This is a genomic window from Paraburkholderia caledonica NBRC 102488 (assembly GCF_000685095.1).
GTDB lineage: Bacteria > Pseudomonadota > Gammaproteobacteria > Burkholderiales > Burkholderiaceae > Paraburkholderia > Paraburkholderia caledonica.
Map to the genome: position 1 here is coordinate 36,720 of NZ_BAYE01000024.1, position 17,802 is coordinate 54,521.

General features: G+C 63.4%; 16 protein-coding genes. 4 read left to right on the forward strand and 12 right to left on the reverse strand.

The window, feature by feature from the left end; all coding sequences use genetic code 11:
• Positions 1 to 6: 6 nt before the first annotated feature.
• Positions 7 to 441, forward strand: coding sequence for a PaaI family thioesterase (locus BCA01S_RS29365; protein WP_027779966.1), 435 nt, complete (start codon positions 7 to 9; stop codon positions 439 to 441).
• A gap of 39 nt (positions 442 to 480) precedes the next feature.
• On the opposite strand, the gene BCA01S_RS29370 is transcribed toward BCA01S_RS29365, so the two are convergent.
• The 6 genes from BCA01S_RS29370 to BCA01S_RS29395 all read right to left on the reverse strand — a co-directional run bounded on the left by BCA01S_RS29370 (position 481) and on the right by BCA01S_RS29395 (position 5,842).
• Entirely contained in the window at positions 481 to 1,329 is an 849-nt protein-coding gene (locus BCA01S_RS29370) for an ureidoglycolate lyase (RefSeq protein WP_027779967.1), read from the reverse strand.
• A gap of 78 nt (positions 1,330 to 1,407) precedes the next feature.
• Positions 1,408 to 2,151 carry an SDR family oxidoreductase gene (locus tag BCA01S_RS29375; protein WP_020068577.1) on the reverse strand — a complete coding sequence of 248 codons (744 nt, stop codon included), beginning with the start codon at positions 2,149 to 2,151 and terminating at the stop codon, positions 1,408 to 1,410.
• A 39-nt stretch (positions 2,152 to 2,190) separates the two neighbouring features.
• Positions 2,191 to 3,021 carry an amidohydrolase family protein gene (locus BCA01S_RS29380; RefSeq protein WP_027779968.1) on the reverse strand — a complete coding sequence of 277 codons (831 nt, stop codon included), beginning with the start codon at positions 3,019 to 3,021 and terminating at the stop codon, positions 2,191 to 2,193.
• Between the two features lie 8 nt (positions 3,022 to 3,029).
• On the reverse strand, positions 3,030 to 4,070 hold the full coding sequence (locus tag BCA01S_RS29385) for an aldo/keto reductase (RefSeq protein ID WP_027779969.1): 1,041 nt from the start codon (positions 4,068 to 4,070) through the stop codon (positions 3,030 to 3,032).
• 80 nt (positions 4,071 to 4,150) lie between these two features.
• On the reverse strand, positions 4,151 to 5,476 hold the full coding sequence (locus BCA01S_RS29390) for a UxaA family hydrolase (protein ID WP_027779970.1): 1,326 nt from the start codon (positions 5,474 to 5,476) through the stop codon (positions 4,151 to 4,153).
• 42 nt (positions 5,477 to 5,518) lie between these two features.
• Complete coding sequence (locus BCA01S_RS29395) at positions 5,519 to 5,842, reverse strand: UxaA family hydrolase (RefSeq protein ID WP_027779971.1); 324 nt, start codon at positions 5,840 to 5,842, stop codon at positions 5,519 to 5,521.
• A gap of 214 nt (positions 5,843 to 6,056) precedes the next feature.
• Between BCA01S_RS29395 and BCA01S_RS29400 the strand changes: the two genes are divergently transcribed.
• Both BCA01S_RS29400 and BCA01S_RS29405 read left to right on the forward strand, forming a co-directional pair.
• Positions 6,057 to 6,845 (forward strand): IclR family transcriptional regulator, encoded by a 789-nt coding sequence (locus BCA01S_RS29400; protein WP_027779972.1) that lies wholly within the window; start codon positions 6,057 to 6,059, stop codon positions 6,843 to 6,845.
• Positions 6,846 to 6,954: 109 nt separating this feature from the next.
• Positions 6,955 to 7,500 carry a hypothetical protein gene (locus tag BCA01S_RS29405; protein ID WP_027779973.1) on the forward strand — a complete coding sequence of 182 codons (546 nt, stop codon included), beginning with the start codon at positions 6,955 to 6,957 and terminating at the stop codon, positions 7,498 to 7,500.
• A 35-nt stretch (positions 7,501 to 7,535) separates the two neighbouring features.
• Here the strand turns inward: BCA01S_RS29405 and BCA01S_RS35520 are convergent, their stop codons facing one another.
• Positions 7,536 to 10,016 (reverse strand): bifunctional acetate--CoA ligase family protein/GNAT family N-acetyltransferase, encoded by a 2,481-nt coding sequence (locus BCA01S_RS35520; protein WP_042319850.1) that lies wholly within the window; start codon positions 10,014 to 10,016, stop codon positions 7,536 to 7,538.
• A 267-nt stretch (positions 10,017 to 10,283) separates the two neighbouring features.
• On the opposite strand from BCA01S_RS35520, the gene BCA01S_RS29415 reads away from it, so the two are divergent.
• Positions 10,284 to 11,153, forward strand: coding sequence for a LysR substrate-binding domain-containing protein (locus tag BCA01S_RS29415; RefSeq protein ID WP_027779974.1), 870 nt, complete (start codon positions 10,284 to 10,286; stop codon positions 11,151 to 11,153).
• Positions 11,154 to 11,282: 129 nt separating this feature from the next.
• On the opposite strand, the gene BCA01S_RS29420 is transcribed toward BCA01S_RS29415, so the two are convergent.
• The 5 genes from BCA01S_RS29420 to fae all read right to left on the reverse strand — a co-directional run bounded on the left by BCA01S_RS29420 (position 11,283) and on the right by fae (position 17,740).
• Positions 11,283 to 12,884, reverse strand: coding sequence for a peptide chain release factor 3 (locus BCA01S_RS29420; RefSeq protein WP_020068586.1), 1,602 nt, complete (start codon positions 12,882 to 12,884; stop codon positions 11,283 to 11,285).
• A 350-nt stretch (positions 12,885 to 13,234) separates the two neighbouring features.
• Positions 13,235 to 14,617 (reverse strand): MFS transporter, encoded by a 1,383-nt coding sequence (locus BCA01S_RS29425; RefSeq protein WP_027779975.1) that lies wholly within the window; start codon positions 14,615 to 14,617, stop codon positions 13,235 to 13,237.
• A 72-nt stretch (positions 14,618 to 14,689) separates the two neighbouring features.
• Positions 14,690 to 16,129 carry an NAD-dependent succinate-semialdehyde dehydrogenase gene (locus BCA01S_RS29430; RefSeq protein ID WP_027779976.1) on the reverse strand — a complete coding sequence of 480 codons (1,440 nt, stop codon included), beginning with the start codon at positions 16,127 to 16,129 and terminating at the stop codon, positions 14,690 to 14,692.
• Positions 16,126 to 17,163: an aldo/keto reductase gene (locus tag BCA01S_RS29435; protein ID WP_027779977.1), complete on the reverse strand. Its 1,038-nt coding sequence runs from the start codon at positions 17,161 to 17,163 to the stop codon at positions 16,126 to 16,128. Before BCA01S_RS29435 ends, BCA01S_RS29430 begins: the two co-directional genes overlap by 4 nt.
• A 52-nt stretch (positions 17,164 to 17,215) precedes the next feature.
• Positions 17,216 to 17,740: a formaldehyde-activating enzyme gene (fae, locus tag BCA01S_RS29440; protein WP_027779978.1), complete on the reverse strand. Its 525-nt coding sequence runs from the start codon at positions 17,738 to 17,740 to the stop codon at positions 17,216 to 17,218.
• Positions 17,741 to 17,802 lie beyond the last annotated feature (62 nt).

A 17,802-nucleotide genomic window follows, 5' to 3' on the forward strand; every position in this document is an offset into this window, starting at 1 on the left:
ATCACAATGACCGACCTACTCGACCGGGCGCGCGGCGCATTGCACGCCCAGCCGTTCAGCATGCTGCTAGGCGCAGAGCTGATGCACACGGGCACCGACGAACTGACGTTGAGCCTGCCGATCCGCGACGAGTTGCGGCAGCAGCACGGCTTCGTGCATGGCGGCGTAATCAGCTATCTCGCCGACAACGCGATGACCTTTGCCGGCGCACTATCGCTCGGACCCAAGGTCGTGACGGGGGAATACAAGATCAATTACTTGCGCCCTGCGATGAACGGCACGCTGATCGCGCGGGCGAAGGTGGTGTATGCGGGCCGCCATCAGGCGACCTGCCAATGCAACATCTTTGTGATGGACGGCAACCGCGAAAGACTCGTCGCGGTTGCGCAAGGCACGGTCAACCGGATCGGCGAGAACGGCGATCACGAACCGGCGAATTAACGCTCAGGCTTCAAACGCTCGCCGCCGGCTCCTAGTGGCTTACTCCGCTGCGTAAGTCTTCTGCGTTTGTTCGCCGAGACCTTCAATGCCGAGACGAATCGTCTGACCGGGCTTCAGATACACCGGATTCGGCTTGACGCCCATGCCGACGCCCGGCGGCGTTCCCGTGGAAATAACGTCGCCCGGTTGCAGGCTCATGCACTGCGACACATACGAGACCAGCTTGGCAACACCGAACACCATCGTCTTCGTGCTGCCGTTCTGATAGCGGTGTCCGTCCACTTCGAGCCACAGGCTGAGGTTCTGTGGATCGGCGACTTCGTCGCGCGTGACCATCCACGGGCCGATCGGGCCGAACGTGTCGAAGCCCTTGCCCTTGTCCCAGGTGCCACCGCGTTCGATCTGCCATTCGCGTTCCGACACGTCGTTGATCACGCAATAGCCTGCGACGTAATCGAGCGCGTTCGCTTCGTCCACATATTTGGCCGGTTTGCCGATCACCACGCCGAGTTCCACTTCCCAATCGGTCTTCTTCGAGCCGCGCGGAATTTCGACGTCGTCATTCGGACCGGAGATCGCGCTAGTCCACTTGTTGAAGATGACCGGCTCAGCGGGCACGGGCAAGTTCGACTCGGCCGCGTGATCCGCGTAATTCAAACCGATGCAGATGAACTTGCCGATCTTGCCGACGCACGGGCCCATGCGCGGATTGCCCTCCACGACCGGCAGCGAAGCCGGGTCCAGCGCGCGCAGCCGGGCGAGGCCCTCGTCGGTCAGCGCCGCGCCGTCGATGTCGGCAACTACGCCGGACAGATCGCGGATCTTGCCTTGCGCGTCGAGCAAGCCCGGCTTTTCCTGGCCTTTCGGCCCATAACGAAGCAGTTTCATCGTTGCACTTTCCTCTGGGTTCAGTGGTGTTCGGTTGTTACGTCAGTGCGCCGGCTTGCGACGCCCTGTGTCTATGCGTCAGTTCGACCAGCCGCCGTCGATCACATGTGCGTGGCCCGTGGTGAACGCCGATTCGTCCGACGCGAGATAGAGCGCCAGCGCAGCAATCTCTTCGGCCTTGCCGATGCGGCCCATGGGCTGGCGCGCGACGAACGCCGCCTGCACGGCTTCGAGCGTTGCACCTTGCGCCGCGGCCTGCGCCGCGATCCGCTGTTCGAGCGACGGCGATGACACTGTGCCCGGGCAGATCGCGTTACAGCGTACACCACGCGTGACGAAATCAGCGGCAACCGACTTGGTCAGCCCGATCACCGCCGCCTTCGACGCGCTGTACGCGAAGCGATTCGGCACGCCCTTCACGCTCGACGCCGCCGACGACATATTGATGATCGAGCCGCCGCCGCGCTCCAGCATGGCGGGCAGGAATGCGCGGATCATCCGGTACATTGCCTTCGCGTTCAGGTCGAACGCAAAGTCCCAGTCTTCCTCGCTGCATTCCAGGATCGAGCCCGCGTGCACGAAGCCTGCGCAATTGAACAGCACGTCGATCGGACCGACTTCTGCGGCCAACGCCTTGATGGCCTCGCCATCGAGCACGTCCAGCTTGCGCGCTTCGACGGGCTTCCCCGCGAGCCCGTCAATGCGGATGTCGGTGGCGATCACGCGCGCGCCTTCGCGCGCGAACATTTCGGCGGTCGCGAGGCCGATGCCCTGTCCCGCCGCGGTGATCAATGCTGTCTTTCCGGCCAGTCTTTGTGTCATCTACGACTCCAGTTGAATGGGCTAAACGTGTTCGTCACGTCACAGTCGATAAAACGCGGCGGCGTTGCCGCCGAAAACCGCTTCGCGCTCGCCGTCGTCAAGCGACGCAAGCAGCGTGTTGGCCACCGAATGCCACAGCAGATAATCGCCGTTCAGTTCGAGCACCGGCCAGTCGCTGCCCCACATCAGCCGCGCGGCGCCAAACGTAGCGAGCAGGTGCTCGACGTATGGCCGTAGTGTCTCTTCGGTCCAGCCCGGCGACGCCTCGGTTGCGAGCCCCGACAGCTTGCAGTGCACGCCCGGCAGCTTCGCGAGCCGCGCGATCGCATCGGCCCATGTTTGCCAGCCGGCCTGACCGTAGCGGATGGGCGGCTTAGCGCCGTGATCGACCACGATGCGCAGCGACGGAAAACGCCGCGCGAAAGTTTCCACATGGTCGACATGCCGTGCATAAATCAGCGCGTCGAAGGCGAGGTCATGCGCGATCAGCGCTTCGATTGCAGGCGCGAGATCGGGATTCGCAATCCACGTATCGTCGGGCAGGTCTTGCAGCATGGGCCGCACGCCTTTGAACTTGGGCTCTTGCGCGAGCGCTCCGATCAAAGCCGGAGCCGTAGGCAGCAGGAGCGGCACCCAGCCGACCACGCCGGCAATGGACGGCTCCTCGCGCGCAATGTCGAGCAGATAACGCGTTTCGTCGATGGTCGGCGCCGCCTGAACCACGACCGTTCTTTCGATGCCCGCCCTCTCTCGCAACGGTTTCAGATCCGCCGGGCCGAAAGGGCGGTACAGAATTTCGAGCTCCGGCGTAAGCCATTCATAGTCGCCGCGAGCGGGGTCCCAATAGTGCTGGTGAGCGTCGATATGCATCTTCACGTTCAGTTCTGTGGCGCGGGCGCGCGAGGGTCGAGCAAGCCTTCCTCGCGCAACGCGGACCACAAGGCCCCGGGAATCGGCAACTCGAACGACGCAGCGTTCTCACGCAATTCGTCGGCACTGCGCGCGCCGGTCAGCACGGTGGCGACCGCCGGATGCGCATACGGAAACTGCAAGGCTGCGGCGGCGAGCGGCACGCCGTGGTTGCGGCAGACTGTCTCCAGTTGCGCGACTCGCTCGATGACTTCGCGCGGCGCCTCGCCGTAATTGAATTTCAGATCGCCTTCGATGCCGCGCGCCAGGATGCCCGAGTTGAACGCGCCGCCTAACAGGATGCTAACGCCGCGCTGTTCGCACGCCGGCAAGAGGTCGTCGAGAGTCGCCTGTTCGAGAAGCGTATAACGGCCCGCAAGCAACGCGCAATCGATATCGAACTCGGCCATCGCGTCGAGTATTACAGCGCCTTCATTGACGCCGAGTCCCACGGCCTTAACCGCGCCGGCCGAGCGCAGTTCGTCGAGCGCGCGAAAACCACCGCCTTCGGTCAGTTGCCGCCAGTAGTGAGGATTGTTCTCGCCGTGCGTGACCCGCCCAATGTCGTGGACCAGCAGAATGTCTATATCGACGATGCCGAGGCGCTGCTGGCTGTCTTCGAACGAACGCAGAATACCGTCGTGCGTGTAGTCGTAGATCGCTTCGAAGGGCAGCGGATCCTGCCAGCCTTCGCTGCCGTCGTAGGGGTTGGTACGCGGTACGAAACGGCGGCCCACTTTCGTTGACAACACATATTCGCTGCGTGGATAGCGGCGCAAAGCGTCGCCAAGACGATGCTCCGCTTTGGTGTGGCCGTAATGCGGCGCGGTGTCGAAATAGCGCACGCCGGCGTTCCAGGCGGCCGCGACGGTGGCGTGTGCTTCTTCTTCGGACAGATCGCGGTAGAGGCCGCCGAGGGGCGCGGTGCCGAGACTCAATCCGGTTACTTGCAATGCGCTGCGGCCAACACGGCGGCGCTGCTCGATTTTCGAACCGTTCGTTGCAGTCATTGAGCGTGTCTCCTTCTTGCTCCGGTCGCATGCAAGCGGTTGCTGTTGCATGCCCTTTTTATCACACGGCAAGGCAACGCTCAGTGCGACGCCACAGTAACCACGCGTCGAGGCGCGGCGGTGCTCGACGGCAAGCATGCCGGCCCGACCGGCTCGAACGTCTTGTACGTAAGAATGAATTCCTGATGACCCAGCTTTTCCGACTTGGAAGGCGCGCCCTGCGAAACCGCCACCGTCTGCTCGAACACTTCGCGTCCCACTTCGTCGAGCGTGCCGCGGCCTTCAAGGATACGGCCCGCGTCCACGTCCATGTCGCCAGCCAGGTTGCGATACGTGGCGGGATTCGCGCATATCTTGATGACCGGCGAGATTGCCGAGCCGACCACCGAACCGCGTCCGGTCGTGAACAGAATGACATGCGCACCGCACGCGATCAGTTCGCCGATTTCCGCGTTGTCGCTAATGTTCGGAAAGCCGAAACGCGGCTCGCCGTCCGGCACCACATCGAGCAGGTAAAGGCCGCCGGTCGGCGGAATATCGCCCGGCTTCACGATGCCCGCAATCGGCGACGCGCCGCTCTTCGCATAGGCGCCTAGCGATTTCTCTTCCTGCGTGGTGAGGCCGCCGTCCGCGTTGCCGACCGCAAAACTACCGTGGCCGAGAATCGAGTAATAGCGCGCTGCTTTCGCGACGCACGCGACAATCGCGTCGCCCAGTTCCGGTCGCGCCGCGCGGGTCTTCATATGAAATTCGCAGCCTACCAACTCGCCGGTTTCTTCGAAGATGCAAGTCGCGCCCGCGTCGATCAGATGATCGAACGCGCGGCCAACCGCCGGATTCGCGGTGATGCCGCTCGTGCCGTCCGAGCCTCCGCAGATCGTACCGATCATCAGTTCGCTGAGCGCCATCGGCACTTTCTCTTGCGCGGCGAGTTGCTTGCGCGCGCCGCGAATCCAGTCGACGCCATATTGGATCGTGCTGCGCGTGCCGCCCTTTTCCTGAATCGTCAGCACTTCGACGGGCCGGCCGCTCGCGCGCACCACGTCGACGAGATAGTGCTTGTTCATGCTCTCGCATCCCAGCGAGACGAACAGCACCGCGCCGACGTTCGGATGGGTTGTGAGCCGCTCGAGCATTTTCTCCGCGTACTCATTCGGATAGCAGCCGGGAAAGCCGATCAGATGAACCGGCGGCTCGCGCCCGGCAGATCCGTCGGCAAGCGTGTCGCCGAACGCGTCGAGCGGCTCGCGAAACTCTGTAACGATCTCGCGCGCCACATGATGCGCGCACTCGACCAGATACGCGACCGCGACGACATTGCGAATGCCTTTGCGGCCGTCGCTGCGCGGATAGCCTTGCAGCGTGGGCTGCTGCGCGTAGGCAGTTGCTACGGAAGTGTCAGTCATGGTCGTTCCACCGCAGCGCGAGGCCGCGTCGTTGTGCGCGAATCAGTGATGTACGAATTGATGACCCGCGTCGTGCGTATAGGTCGGCAGGTAGTCGCTTTCGAGGTTGTGCGTGTGCAGATGCGCCCCGCGCCGCACCGCTTCCGTCACATGGCCGATCACTGCGCCGTAGCGCAGCACCTTGTCATCCTTCGCCAGATCGCGGCGCGCTACCTTGTGCCCGAGTTCGATGGTTTGCGTGAGAGTCATGCCCTCCCCTTCGATCTCCAGGTGGGTGCCGGCGTCGAGTCGCGCCGCCGCGATCAGGCAGTTGTCCTCGGGACTGAGCAGGATCAGACGCGGATCCGTTTGGGGGCGGCTGGTCAAATGAGTTCTCCGTTAGACCATGGCGAGGCATGCTGCGGGGGCGGCACGCCAAATTCACCAATGAACGCATTATTCATATATGCACTTTTCGAAGTCAAGGGAAGTGCACTGCACCAATGGTCCGTGTTTTCCCTGGACGCATCCGCTCGCAGGAATTGGCCGCCGCACTTACACTCAAGCGCCAGGTACGAACAGCCCACGGAATTCCCTCACGATGGACGCAGAAGACAAAGATGATGCCGACCGTTATCGCGCTCCTGCGCTCGACAAAGGTCTCGACATCCTGGAGTTGCTTGCAGAGCAGAAGCAAGGCCTCACGCGCGCCGAGATCACCAAGCTGCTTGGACGCAACGCGAGCGAGATGTACCGGATGCTCGAACGTCTGGTCGCCCGGCAATACGTGGTGCGCTCCGCGAGCGGCGATCGTTACTCGCTGAGCCTCAAGCTGTATGCGCTTGCCCATCGTCATCCGCCGATGAACCGGCTCATCTCCGAGGCGTTGCCGCTCATGCAACGTTTCGCGGATGCCGCCGAACAGTCGTGTCATCTTGCCGTGTACGATCGCGGCAATCTGCTTGTCATCGCGCAAGTGGACGGACCGGGCACCTGGGGCATGTCGGTGCGGCTCGGATCGCGAGTCGGCTTGATCGACACTGGCTCGGGCCGCGTGATGCTCGCGTTCCAGACTGTCGAACAGCGTGCGCAGATGCTCGCCGAGCACACCAAGGTGAAGGGCGAAGTGACGATAGACCGCGACGCACTCGAAGCAGCGTGCGAACGGATTCGCGCGGCGGGTTTCTCGCAGAAGGACAGCCAGCAGACGTTCGGCGTGACCGACGTGACGTTTCCGATTCTGGGCCCATCCGGCCAGGCAATCGCGGCGCTCACATGCCCTTATCTGAAGCGTATCGACGAATACGTCGCGCCCACGCTCGCCGCCGCCACGACCCTGCTGCGCGAAACGGTGCAGGCGCTGTCCATGTTCAGCGAGAAGGGTGTCTGACGCGTGGCTGACTGACGCTATGCAGACCGCTCGCGCGCATGGTTTAGAATGGCGACCCTCTCAAAAATGTCGCCGCATGAATCCGTTCATGCGCGCCCTTCGATAAGCAATGGCGAAACTTCTGACCGATTCCGAATTCCAGCGTTTTTCCGAACTCCAGCAGAAGCAATCGAGCTTCACGATCACGCCTGCAGAAGCCGACGAACTCCGCGACATCGTCGCTCATGCGCAAAAGCGGCGTGACGACCGTGCGGCAGCGATGAAGAGCATCGAGACTTTCATCCAGCAATTCGACATCAGCCCCGACGAACTGTTTTCACCTGAGCAGATTGGTGAAGCCGCGCGCACGTACGGCCTGATTCCCGCAGCCAAGAAAGAACGTGTGCTGCCGCCCTCGTTCACGTTCAACGGCAAGCCGTATCAATGGACGACGCGTCAGTTGCCGGACGATATCCGCGTGCCGCTGTTCGATGCATTCAAGGCGGGCCAGTCGGTGAAGTCGTTTATCGCGACGCCGAAGGATTCGAGCCGCTGCGCGGCAACCATCGCGCGGCTGGAACGCGAAACCGGTGCGGTGTATGCGGATGCGTGGCTGGAAGAGTTGGCCGTCACGCGAGCGCAGGTCGAGGAAGCGGCTGCGAAGCTGCCGGCCTGATCGCCCGCTGTTGCGGAGGTGCTCGCACCTTCGAATCAACGCGCGCCGCGCATCGTCGCGGCGCTCTTTTCCTCATCCGGTTCTTTCTCCAGCGCCATCCGGAAGCCCACCACAGTCGGGTCTTCCGTCGGCGCGATCGTGAAGCCGCTCGATCTCGCGAGCGCGATCATTGCAGTGTTCTCCCGCAACGCCTCGCCGACAAGCCAATGTATACCGCGCGCACGCGCATACCGGATGATTCGGTCGGTCAGCAACCGGCCAAGCCGTCGCCCTTTCTGATCCGAGCGAATGGCAACTGCGAATTCCGCCGTTTCGTTATCCGGGTCCGCCACCGCGCGCACCACGCCGAGCGTGCGCGCCAGGCCCTCGTCGCTTTGCACCGTCGCGATCAGCGCCATTTCACGGTCGTAGTCGATCTGCGTCATGCGTGCGAGCTGCGAATGATCGAAGCTGCCTACTGCACCGAAAAACCGCAGCCGCAAATCCTCGGGCGTCATCGCTTCGACGAAGTCGTGATGCGCGGCCTCGTCTTCGGGGCGAATCGGCCGCACCGTAATACGCAGACCTTGCCAGTCGAGTGTCTCCTCGAAGCGGCGCGGATACGGCATGATCGCGAGGCGGCTGCGCGTCGGCGCGATACGGAGCGTGGGTGCGACAACCGTCACATGATCGCGGTACACGCGCAGCGTGAGCGTAAGACCAACGATTTCCCTGACGTCGCAGACGGCTTGCGAGAGCGCCGTCAAGGCGGCTAGCGCAGGCTCCGGCGCGATCAGCCGCGCATACGGCGACCGCGTGACGATGTCGCGGGCGAGCGTCGGATTGAGCGGCGGCAGACCATAGAGTCGCAGCGGCTCGGAAACACCATCGGCGGACGGCGCCGTGAAGCGGAACACAGGACCGAAGTTGTCGTCGTCATGAAGCTCCACGGCGATGTCGACTACCGGCTTGCGCTCAGACGCAGCGTCAGTTCCCGCGCAGTCCGATTCGCGCGAACCTTGCGCCGCGTCGGGACGCTCGCCCGCGCCCGCTGTATTCGCTGTCGGCACTGTTTCTATGTCGAGCCCGAAACGCTTCAACAAGTCCGCTGCCGCTTCACCCGTTAATTCGCGCTCCCCCGCAGCAAGCGCGGCGCGAGCCTGCGCCTGCGCCGCGTCGATCGCCTCAGGGACTTCGGCGGGCAAACCCTCGGGCGTCTGCATGAGCAATTCGCGCCCCATCCGATAATCGACGAGACGCGCGAACGCGCGGGCGAGCCGCTGCGGCGTCGTGTGAACCGGAATTCCTTGCGCATGCAACGCGTCGCGCGTAGCAGCGTCGAGTCCGCCAAAGAAGCATGCGAGCAGTCCGCGATACGCGAACCGCTGATTCGTGATCAACGCCTGCGCCACCTCGTCGACCGGCGCGCTATGCGTTGACGCATGCACGACGAACGCCGTGCCGGTGCCGCGATGCTCGGCGAGCAGCTTGAGCGCCGTGCCGAAATACTCGGGACGCGCGTCGTCGCCGAGTTGCAGCGGGTTGCCGCCCACCACGTTCGGCAACGCCTGCTGTAGCGCCTGCGATGCTTCCTCCGGCCACGGCGCGAGCGTGTCGCCGGCGGCGGCGAAGGCGTCGCAGGCCAGTGTTGCAAGGCCGCGGTCGCTGGTAATCAGCGTCGCCGTCGCGCCCGCCGCGACGCGGCCCACGCCGAGCGTCTCGATTTCGTCGAGCAGATCGTCGAGCGCATCGACGCGGACCATGCCGGCGCGGCGGAAGGCAGCCGTGTAGAGCGCGTCGGCGGGATCGGCGCGGCCCGAGCGCAGAGCAAGCACGGGCTTGTTGCGCGCCGCCGCGCGAGCCGCCGACATGAACTTGCGCGCCGCCCGCACGCTGTCGAGTTCGAGCAGGATCGCGCGCGTGCCTGGGTCGCTCGCCAGATAGTCGAGGACGTCGCCCGCGTCGACATCCGCCTCGCCGCCGAGCGCGACCGCGTGCGAAAAACCGAGGCCGCGTGCATGCGCCCAGCCGAGCACCGCGTTGGTCAGCGCGTTCGACTGCGAGACCCACGCCACGCCGCCGGCCTTCACAGTGCACGACGGCGCGCCGAAATGCGCGCGCAGCGCCGGCGTCACGACGCCCAGACTGCCCGGTCCAACGATTCGCAACAGATGAGGCCGCGCCGCCGCGAGCGCACGCTGCAGCGCGAGCCTGTCGTCGTCGCAACGGGTCTCGCCGACAATGATCGCCGCGCGCGTCCCGAGACCCCCGAGCTTATGAATGATCGAAGGCCAGGTCGCTGCCGGCGTGCAGATCAGTGCCACGGTGGGCGCTTGCGGCAAGTCGCCGACATCGCCGATTACCGGGTGCCCGCTGAGCGTTTCGTATCTCGGATTGACCGGCCACAGCGGACCTTCGAAGCCGCCTTCCAGCAAGCGCGCCCAGACCATCGCGCCAGTGCTGCCCGGCCGCTCGGAGGCGCCGATCACCGCGACAGATCTGGGTCGGAACAACGCGTCGAGATTGCGAACGGTCACAGGCGCTCCGCAGATGAAAATGGCGCGCCGCTCGGACGTCGACGCGCGCGTGTTCCTCAGCATAGGCGAAGAGCAGCCATCGCGCGGCGCTTCTCGCGCACGAGCCACAGCCCTGGCAATCGAAGGTTCATCGGCGCAACCGCGCATTGGGTTTTTTTTAGCGCGCGCAGGCAAAATACAGTGCTTCAATGCGACAATTGCAGGCGATCCGCGCGCCTTCACATCGGCCGCACTGCCCCGCACGATCCAAGAGACAGAAGGTGATGTATGCGACGCTTGCCATCGCTCATCGCGTTGCGCTTTTTCGAGGAAACAGCGCGTCACATGAGCTTTAACCGCGCGGCGAGCGCACTATGCGTGACGCAAGGCGCCGTCAGCCGGCAAATCAAACTGCTCGAGGAATCGCTCGGCGCGAAGCTGTTCGAGCGCGATCACAAAGGCATTCGCCTGACGCCCGTGGGACTGCAATTCCTTCCTTGCCTGTCGGACGCGTTCGACACCATCGAGCGCGGTTTCCGGCAAATCACTGCGGCAAAGGGCCGGCGCCGTCTGGTGGTGGCCGTACCGCCTACCTTCGCGACGCAATGGTTCTCGCCACGGCTAGGTTCGCTCGCTGATGAGATGCCCGACGTCGAATTGTCGATTCGCACGGAGCCGACCGCCGACTGCCACTGCACGATCCGCTTCGGCCGTCATGCATTGCCCGACGCACACTCCGAATTGCTGATGACCGAGCGCCATGCACTGGTGGGCGCGCCGATGCTGCTTGGCGAGCCGCTCGACAGGCTGCTTGAACACATGCCAGCACTACACGTGCTGCACAACGACGCGAGGCTGGACCTGTGGCCGAACTGGCTCGCCACGGCGGGGCTGCCCGCGCGTTACGCGGATAACGGCATTGAATTCTCGACGCTGGAACAGGCGATCCGCGCTGCGCGCAAGGGCGCGGGCCTCGCTATCGTCGACAGAAATATGATCGTCGAGGAACTGGCGGACGGCAGCCTCGCGCAGTTCTCGGATGTCGAAGTGGCCGGCCCGTTCGGCTACTGGCTCGACGTCGCGCCGCAGCACGCCGCCCTCGAATACGTGCAGGCGTTCGCGGGTTGGCTGCGCGAACAAGTACTGAACATGGGCTAGCGGCTATTCCGTCCAATGGCGAGCCGGGAGCGAGCCTCGAAATAAAAAAAGCCGCATGCATGACACGCGGCTTTCTCTAATTTCAGCAGGCTCAGCCAGCCACATGCGCTGGCGGACGGGCTCAACTCGTCACATTGCCTTCTTGAACGGCGCGCCCGAATGCTCGCGCAACTCGTTGAACACGATTTTCGGCCATGCCTTCTGCGCAACTTCGATCTCCGACACATGCGAGGCCAGATACGTGGGCGCGTCGGATGCATCGAGCGCGATGCGTGCGGCGTATGAATCGGTGAAGCGGCGCAGTTCCGCAGGGTCGTCGCATGTCACCCAGCGGGACATGCGGTAACGCGCGGGCGCCATGCGCACGTCGACCTTGTATTCGGTCGACAGACGGTGCGACACGACTTCGAACTGCAGTTGGCCAACCGCCCCCAGAATCATCAAACCGCCCACTTCGGGACGGAAAACCTGAATCGCGCCTTCCTCGCCAAGCTGCTTGAGCGCCTCGCCCAGTTGCTTTGCGCGCATTGGGTCGACCACCTCGACGGTCTGGAAAATTTCCGGCGCGAAGAACGGTAGTCCGACGAACTGCAGCGCCTCGCCTTCCGTCAGCGTATCGCCGAGGCTCAGCGTGCCGTGATTCGGAATACCGATGATGTCGCCCGGATAAGCCTCACTCACCGTCTCGCGCCGCTGCGACAGGAACGTCACAACGTTATTCGCGCGAAAAGTCTTGTTCGAACGCGTCACCTTCACGGCCATGCCGCGCTCGAAACGTCCCGAACACACACGAATGAACGCCACGCGGTCGCGGTGCGCCAGATCCATGTTCGCCTGCACCTTGAAAACGACGCCGGTGAACTTCGGCTCGTCCGGCATCACCGGACGCTGCACCGTCATGCGCATCGACGGCGGCGGTGCCAGGTCGACCAGCGCGTCGAGAATTTCTTTCACGCCGAAGTTGTTGATCGCCGAGCCGAACAGCACCGGCGATTGCTGACCGGCAAGAAACTGCTCGCGGTCGAAATCGGGCGTTGCGCCGGTGATCAGATCGATCTCTTCCTTTGCCTTGGTCCAGCTATGGCCGAAACGGCGCTCGCCTTCTTCATCGCTCAACGCTTGTAGCGTTTCAACCGCGCCGCCGGCCGTGTCCTGGCCGGCCCGGAACACACGAACCTGATCGCGCTGGATGTCGTAGACGCCCTGGAATTCCTTGCCCATGCCGATCGGCCACGTGAACGGCACCGCCGCGACGCCGAGATGCTGCTCGATCTCGTCGAGCAGTTCGAGCGGCTCGCGCACTTCACGGTCGAGCTTGTTGATGAAGGTGACGATCGGCGTCTTGCGGCTGCGGCAAACTTCGAGCAGCTTCAGCGTCTGCGCTTCGACACCGTTCGCGCCGTCGATCACCATCACAGCGGCATCGACCGCGGTCAGCACGCGATACGTGTCTTCGGAGAAGTCTTCGTGGCCCGGCGTGTCGAGCAGATTAATAACCGCATCGCCGTACTCGAACTGCATCACCGAACTCGCGACAGAAATGCCGCGCTGCTTTTCGATTTCCATCCAGTCGGAAGTCGCGTAGCGATTGCTCTTGCGGCCCTTCACGGTGCCCGCGATCTGAATCGCGCCCGAAAACAGCAGGAGCTTTTCGGTCAGCGTGGTTTTGCCCGCGTCCGGGTGGGAAATGACCGCAAAGGTGCGGCGGCGTTTGAGTTCGGAGACTGACATCGGGTCTGGCGGTCACAGATAGGGGTTCGGCGGTCTTCGGAAGCTTGTGGCCTCCGGGCTGCCACGCGTGGCGCGGCGGCGTCGAACTGCGGGAGTCGGGTCGGGAACCCGCATCACTATGGCAACCGGGCCGCGTCGGAAAACAGGTCGGGAACGAACGTTCGACAATACGGATAATCGCCAGCGCAGAACAGCGCAGGGAACGAATGATACACGCCGGGACGGCGGACGTGGGAAAGCCGCCCGCGAGGGGCGGCCGGCCGGCGCAACTGTCATAAACGTTCGCCGGGCGGTGAAGCGGCTACCCCTGCCCCGAAACCGCGCCGCCGCCCGGCTACACACTTCGTGTCCTAGCCGCCGCTCGCTTCGGTCAACGTCAAATGTTTAGTCTCCGGCGCCCAGGCAATCGAAACGATCATGCCGACCAGCAGCACGGCCGCGAGCACGAACATTGTGATGTGAAAGCCGAGCGTGGCGATGCCGAGCGGCAACAGAAACGTACCCACTGCGGAGCCGAGACGGCTGCAAGCAATAGCTAGTCCGACGCCGCAGGCGCGTACTTCGGTGGGAAAACACTCAGGCGGGAACACGCCGACCAGGTTTGAGAATGCCGACATGGTCAGCGTGAAAATGCCGAACGCGACAATCAGGGCGAGCGTCGCCGATTCCGGCAGCAAGCTGAGTGCGATCAGCGACACGCAGGTCACCGCGAATGAGCCGATCAGAAAAACGCGCCGCGGCAGTTTGATCGTGAGCCAGATACCGATCAGCGCGCCAAGCACGAGAAAGCCGTTCAGCAGCAAATCCGCGCCTGAATCGTTGTTCAGATGAATCGCCTTCAGGATAGTCGGCAAGAACGTGTAGACCGCGAAATACGGAATCACGAGGCACACAAAAAACGCGCAGTTGAATATAGTCCGGCGAATCAGGTCTTTCTCGAAGAGACGCATGAAGCCGCCAGCCGATTGCGCGTGCTGGTCTTGAGCGCCGTCGAGCGTGACGTTCTCGCCGAAGTGCTTGAGCACGACTGACCTCGCCTCCGCAATCCTGCCTTTGCCGAGCAGCCAGCGCGGCGACTCGGGCGTGCCCATACGCAACACCAGCACGGTCAGCGCCGGAACGCCCGCAGACGCGAGCAGCCAGCGCCAGGCATCGGGCGAGGCGTCGGCGTAATGCATGCCGAGCACGTTCGCCACCACGTAACCAATCGTCCATACGACGCTAAACGACCCGAGCAACGTTCCGCGATGCTTACGCGGCGAGAATTCCGCGAGAATCGCGTGTCCCACCGCAAAATCGCCGCCCATGCCGAAGCCGATCAATACGCGCAGCAAACAGAGTTCGAAAGGCGAGTGCACATAGAACTGCGCAAACGCGGCCACGGTGATGATGACAAAGCTCAACAGAAAGATCTTTTGCCGCCCGAGCCGATCCGACAGCCAACCGAACACGAGGCTTCCAAAGAAAATGCCCATCAGCGCCGAACTGCCGATCATGCCCATCCAGAATGCGTCGAGCGGCATTTGACGATTCATCGCGGCGAGCGCGTAGCCGATCGTGCCGAGCGCGAAACCTTCGGTGAAGTGCGCGCCGAACGTGAGGCCGGCGATCTTCACGTGGAACGCGTTCAGCGGCACGTCGTCGATGGAAATGGGGCGGTTCGCGGGCGGCGCCGCAGCCGGGAAAGTGGGGGCGAGGCCGAGACGGCTCGCCTGGACATCCTGATTACTCACGCTGTCTCCTTGATTTATTGGCTTTTTCGAGCGGAGAACGCCATGCGCTCCCGCCCATATGAGGTCCGACGATCAGCGTCCGAGGCCGCCCATCATCATGTATTTGAGTTCGGTGTATTCATCGAGCCCATACTTCGATCCTTCGCGGCCGAGGCCCGATTGCTTGACGCCGCCAAACGGCGCGACTTCGGTGGACAGAATCCCTTCGTTGATGCCGACCATGCCGCTTTCGAGCGCCTCGCCCACCCGCCACGCACGCGCCAGATCGCGCGTATAGAAGTACGCGGACAGCCCGAACGGCGTCGCGTTGGCCGCGGCCACGACTTCGTCTTCGGTCTTGAAGCGAAAACACGCGGCGACCGGTCCAAAGGTCTCTTCGTGCGCAATCAGCATCGAACTGGTTGCATCGACCAGAACCGTCGGCTCATAAAAGGTGCCGCCAAGCGCATGCGGCTTTGCGCCGGCCAGCACCTTCGCGCCCTTTTGCAACGCGTCGGCCACATGCGCCTCGACCTTCGTCAGCGCGGCCTGATTGATCAGCGGCCCTTGTTCGACGTCGCCTTGCAACGCGTTGCCCACGCGCATCGTGCGCGCCGCCTGCGCGAGCGCCAGCGTGAACGCATCGTAAATGCCGTCCTGCACGTAGAAGCGATTGACGCACACGCAGGTTTGTCCCGTGTTGCGGAACTTGGACGCCATTGCGCCCTGCACGGCGGCGTCGAGATCCGCGTCGTCGAACACGATGAACGGCGCGTTGCCGCCCAACTCCAGCGAAAGCTTCTTCAACGTATCCGCCGACTGCTTCGCGAGCAGCTTGCCCACGCGCGTGGAGCCCGTGAACGAGAGCTTGCGCACTACGCCGGACTCGGTGAGCGCGCCGCCAATTGCGACGGCATCGCCGGAGACCACGTTGAACACCCCCGGCGGAATGCCCGCCTTCTCTGCGAGCACGGCCAGCGCCAACGCGGACAGCGGCGTTTCCTCGGAGGGCTTGAGCACCATCGTGCAACCCGCCGCCAGCGCGGGACCCGCCTTGCGCGTGATCATCGCGAGTGGAAAATTCCACGGCGTGATGGCCGCGACCACGCCGACCGGTTCGCGCGTCACGATGATTTTCGCGTTCGGATTCGGACTCGGAATCACGTCGCCATATGCGCGCTTCGCTTCTTCGGCGAACCATTCGAAGAAGCTCGCCGCATAGCCGACTTCGCCACGCGCTTCGGCGAGCGGCTTGCCTTGTTCGCGGGTCAATAGCGCAGCAAGCGCATCGCGATGCTCGAGCATCAACTCGCCCCAACGCTTGACGCGCGCGCTGCGCTCTTTAGCCGTCAACGAGCGCCACGCGGGAAACGCCCGTTCCGCGGCGGCAATGGCTTGCGTCGCCTCCGCCGCGCCGCCCTTAGCCACTTGCGCGATCACTTCGCCTGTCGCGGGATTGAGCACGGGATAAGTGCTTGCGCCTTCGTACCACTCGCCGCCGATGTAATGCCCTGTCCGGAGAAATTCGTTCATGCCGCTTTCTCCAGCTTCTCGGCGAACGCGTCTTGCGCAAGCCTCGGCTCGCGCGCGATGCGCTTGCCAGCGGTGTAGTCGTTGATCAGATCGCACGGCGTGTAATTGCGTTCGAGCTCGAAGACCTCTTCGTCGGACAGCGCCGTGCCGAGCGCGGCGATCGCGCTGTCGAACTGCGCCGGCGTGTCCGCGCCGACGAGCATGCTCGCCACGCCTTCGTGCCTGAGCACCCACGCCTGGGCGATCTGCGCCGCGGACACGCCGCGCCGGGCGGCCACGCGCGCCACCGACGCCGCAATCTGCCGCGACACATCATCGCCATACATTTGCGCGGTGAAAAAGTCGGTCTGATTGCGCGTCGAGTTGGCGTCGCTTGTTAGCAACCCGCGCGCAAGCGGGCTGAACACGGAGACACCGACGCCCTGATCCTTGCAATACGGGATCATCTCGCGCTCTTCCTCGCGATATGCGAGGTTCAGCTGTAACTGCATGTTGATCGGCTTATGCCAGCCGTTGCGCTCGCAAACCTGCATGATCTTCGCGAACTGCCACGTGTACATGGTGGAGACGCCGATATAGCGTGCCTTGCCCGCACGCACGATGTCGTTGAGCGCGCCCATGGTTTCCTCGACCGGCGTGTTCACGTCGAAGAAATGCAGCATGTAGATGTCGACGTAATCCATCCCAAGGCGAGCAAGCGACCCGTCGATGCCGTCCATGATGTGCTTGCGCGAATGACCACCCGCGTTCTGGTATGTGCCCATGTCGTAGCCGACTTTGGTCGTCACGACAATCTCCTCGCGGCGCGCAAGGCGCTTCAGAATGCGGCCGACGACTTCTTCGCCGACGCCCGTCGAATAGAAATCGGCGAGGTCGATGAAATTGACGCCGGCTTCCAGCGCATGGCGAACGATCGGCTCGCTGCGCGCCTCGTCGAAAATCCAGGGCTTCCATTGGGGCGTGCCCATGTTCATCGTGCCTAGGCACAGACGCGAAACCTTCAGGCCGGATTGGCCGAGGCGAATGTATTCCATGAAAGGTGTCTCCTTGCAGATCGGGTACGGCTGCTTTCGATCGAGGCCGCGATCAGCGTTGTTTGGGGGTGTAGAACGGGTTCGAGACGTCGCGCGCGGCGGCGAACACTTCGTCGCGATGCGGCAAGCCTTTCATCGCGGCAAGGATCGCGTTTCTGCATGCGCGGTAGTTGTTTTCGAAGACGGCGTCGAGATCGTCTGTCCCTGGATTGACCCAGTTCGCGGACACGACAACCCAATCGTTCTCCGCTTCCGGAGGCAGCGTGCCGTTCTCCAACGACTCGGCCACCGCCTTCGCGATACCGGCTTGCGACGCGCCCCAGGTTGCGTTGCCATGGAAGTCGCTGCCGATCTGCGCCTTGTTCACGTAGAGCGTCAAAGGCTTGGTCGGCACGCCCGGACGCGCGATCACGACAAACGGCGCGTGACCAGCGGAAGGCGTCGCCAACGCAGTGGCGAACGCCTGGCCCGCCGGGCCGTTACGCGGGCCGACCAGCACGTTGATATGCGCGAGGTTGACGCCCGGTCCTTCGAATCCTTCGCCAATAAAAAGCTGTTTGTCCGTCGATACGCTCATGGTCTTTCCGTCAAGTTGAGTGGATGACCGATTGTGGCGTTCGGCATCCGCGACCATGTATC

Bases quoted from the DNA above. Each gene is read 5' to 3' on its own strand.
- BCA01S_RS29370 (WP_027779967.1), bottom strand. From the start codon at position 1,329: ATGAAACTGCTTCGTTATGGGCCGAAAGGCCAGGAAAAGCCGGGCTTG.
- BCA01S_RS29375 (WP_020068577.1), bottom strand. From the start codon at position 2,151: ATGACACAAAGACTGGCCGGAAAGACAGCATTGATCACCGCGGCGGGA.
- BCA01S_RS29405 (WP_027779973.1), top strand. From the start codon at position 6,955: ATGGCGAAACTTCTGACCGATTCCGAATTCCAGCGTTTTTCCGAACTC.
- BCA01S_RS29390 (WP_027779970.1), bottom strand. From the start codon at position 5,476: ATGACTGACACTTCCGTAGCAACTGCCTACGCGCAGCAGCCCACGCTG.
- BCA01S_RS29365 (WP_027779966.1), top strand. From the start codon at position 7: ATGACCGACCTACTCGACCGGGCGCGCGGCGCATTGCACGCCCAGCCG.
- BCA01S_RS29430 (WP_027779976.1), bottom strand. From the start codon at position 16,129: ATGAACGAATTTCTCCGGACAGGGCATTACATCGGCGGCGAGTGGTAC.
- BCA01S_RS29420 (WP_020068586.1), bottom strand. From the start codon at position 12,884: ATGTCAGTCTCCGAACTCAAACGCCGCCGCACCTTTGCGGTCATTTCC.
- BCA01S_RS29380 (WP_027779968.1), bottom strand. From the start codon at position 3,021: ATGCATATCGACGCTCACCAGCACTATTGGGACCCCGCTCGCGGCGAC.
- BCA01S_RS29385 (WP_027779969.1), bottom strand. From the start codon at position 4,070: ATGACTGCAACGAACGGTTCGAAAATCGAGCAGCGCCGCCGTGTTGGC.
- BCA01S_RS29415 (WP_027779974.1), top strand. From the start codon at position 10,284: ATGCGACGCTTGCCATCGCTCATCGCGTTGCGCTTTTTCGAGGAAACA.
- BCA01S_RS29400 (WP_027779972.1), top strand. From the start codon at position 6,057: ATGGACGCAGAAGACAAAGATGATGCCGACCGTTATCGCGCTCCTGCG.
- BCA01S_RS29435 (WP_027779977.1), bottom strand. From the start codon at position 17,163: ATGGAATACATTCGCCTCGGCCAATCCGGCCTGAAGGTTTCGCGTCTG.
- fae (WP_027779978.1), bottom strand. From the start codon at position 17,740: ATGAGCGTATCGACGGACAAACAGCTTTTTATTGGCGAAGGATTCGAA.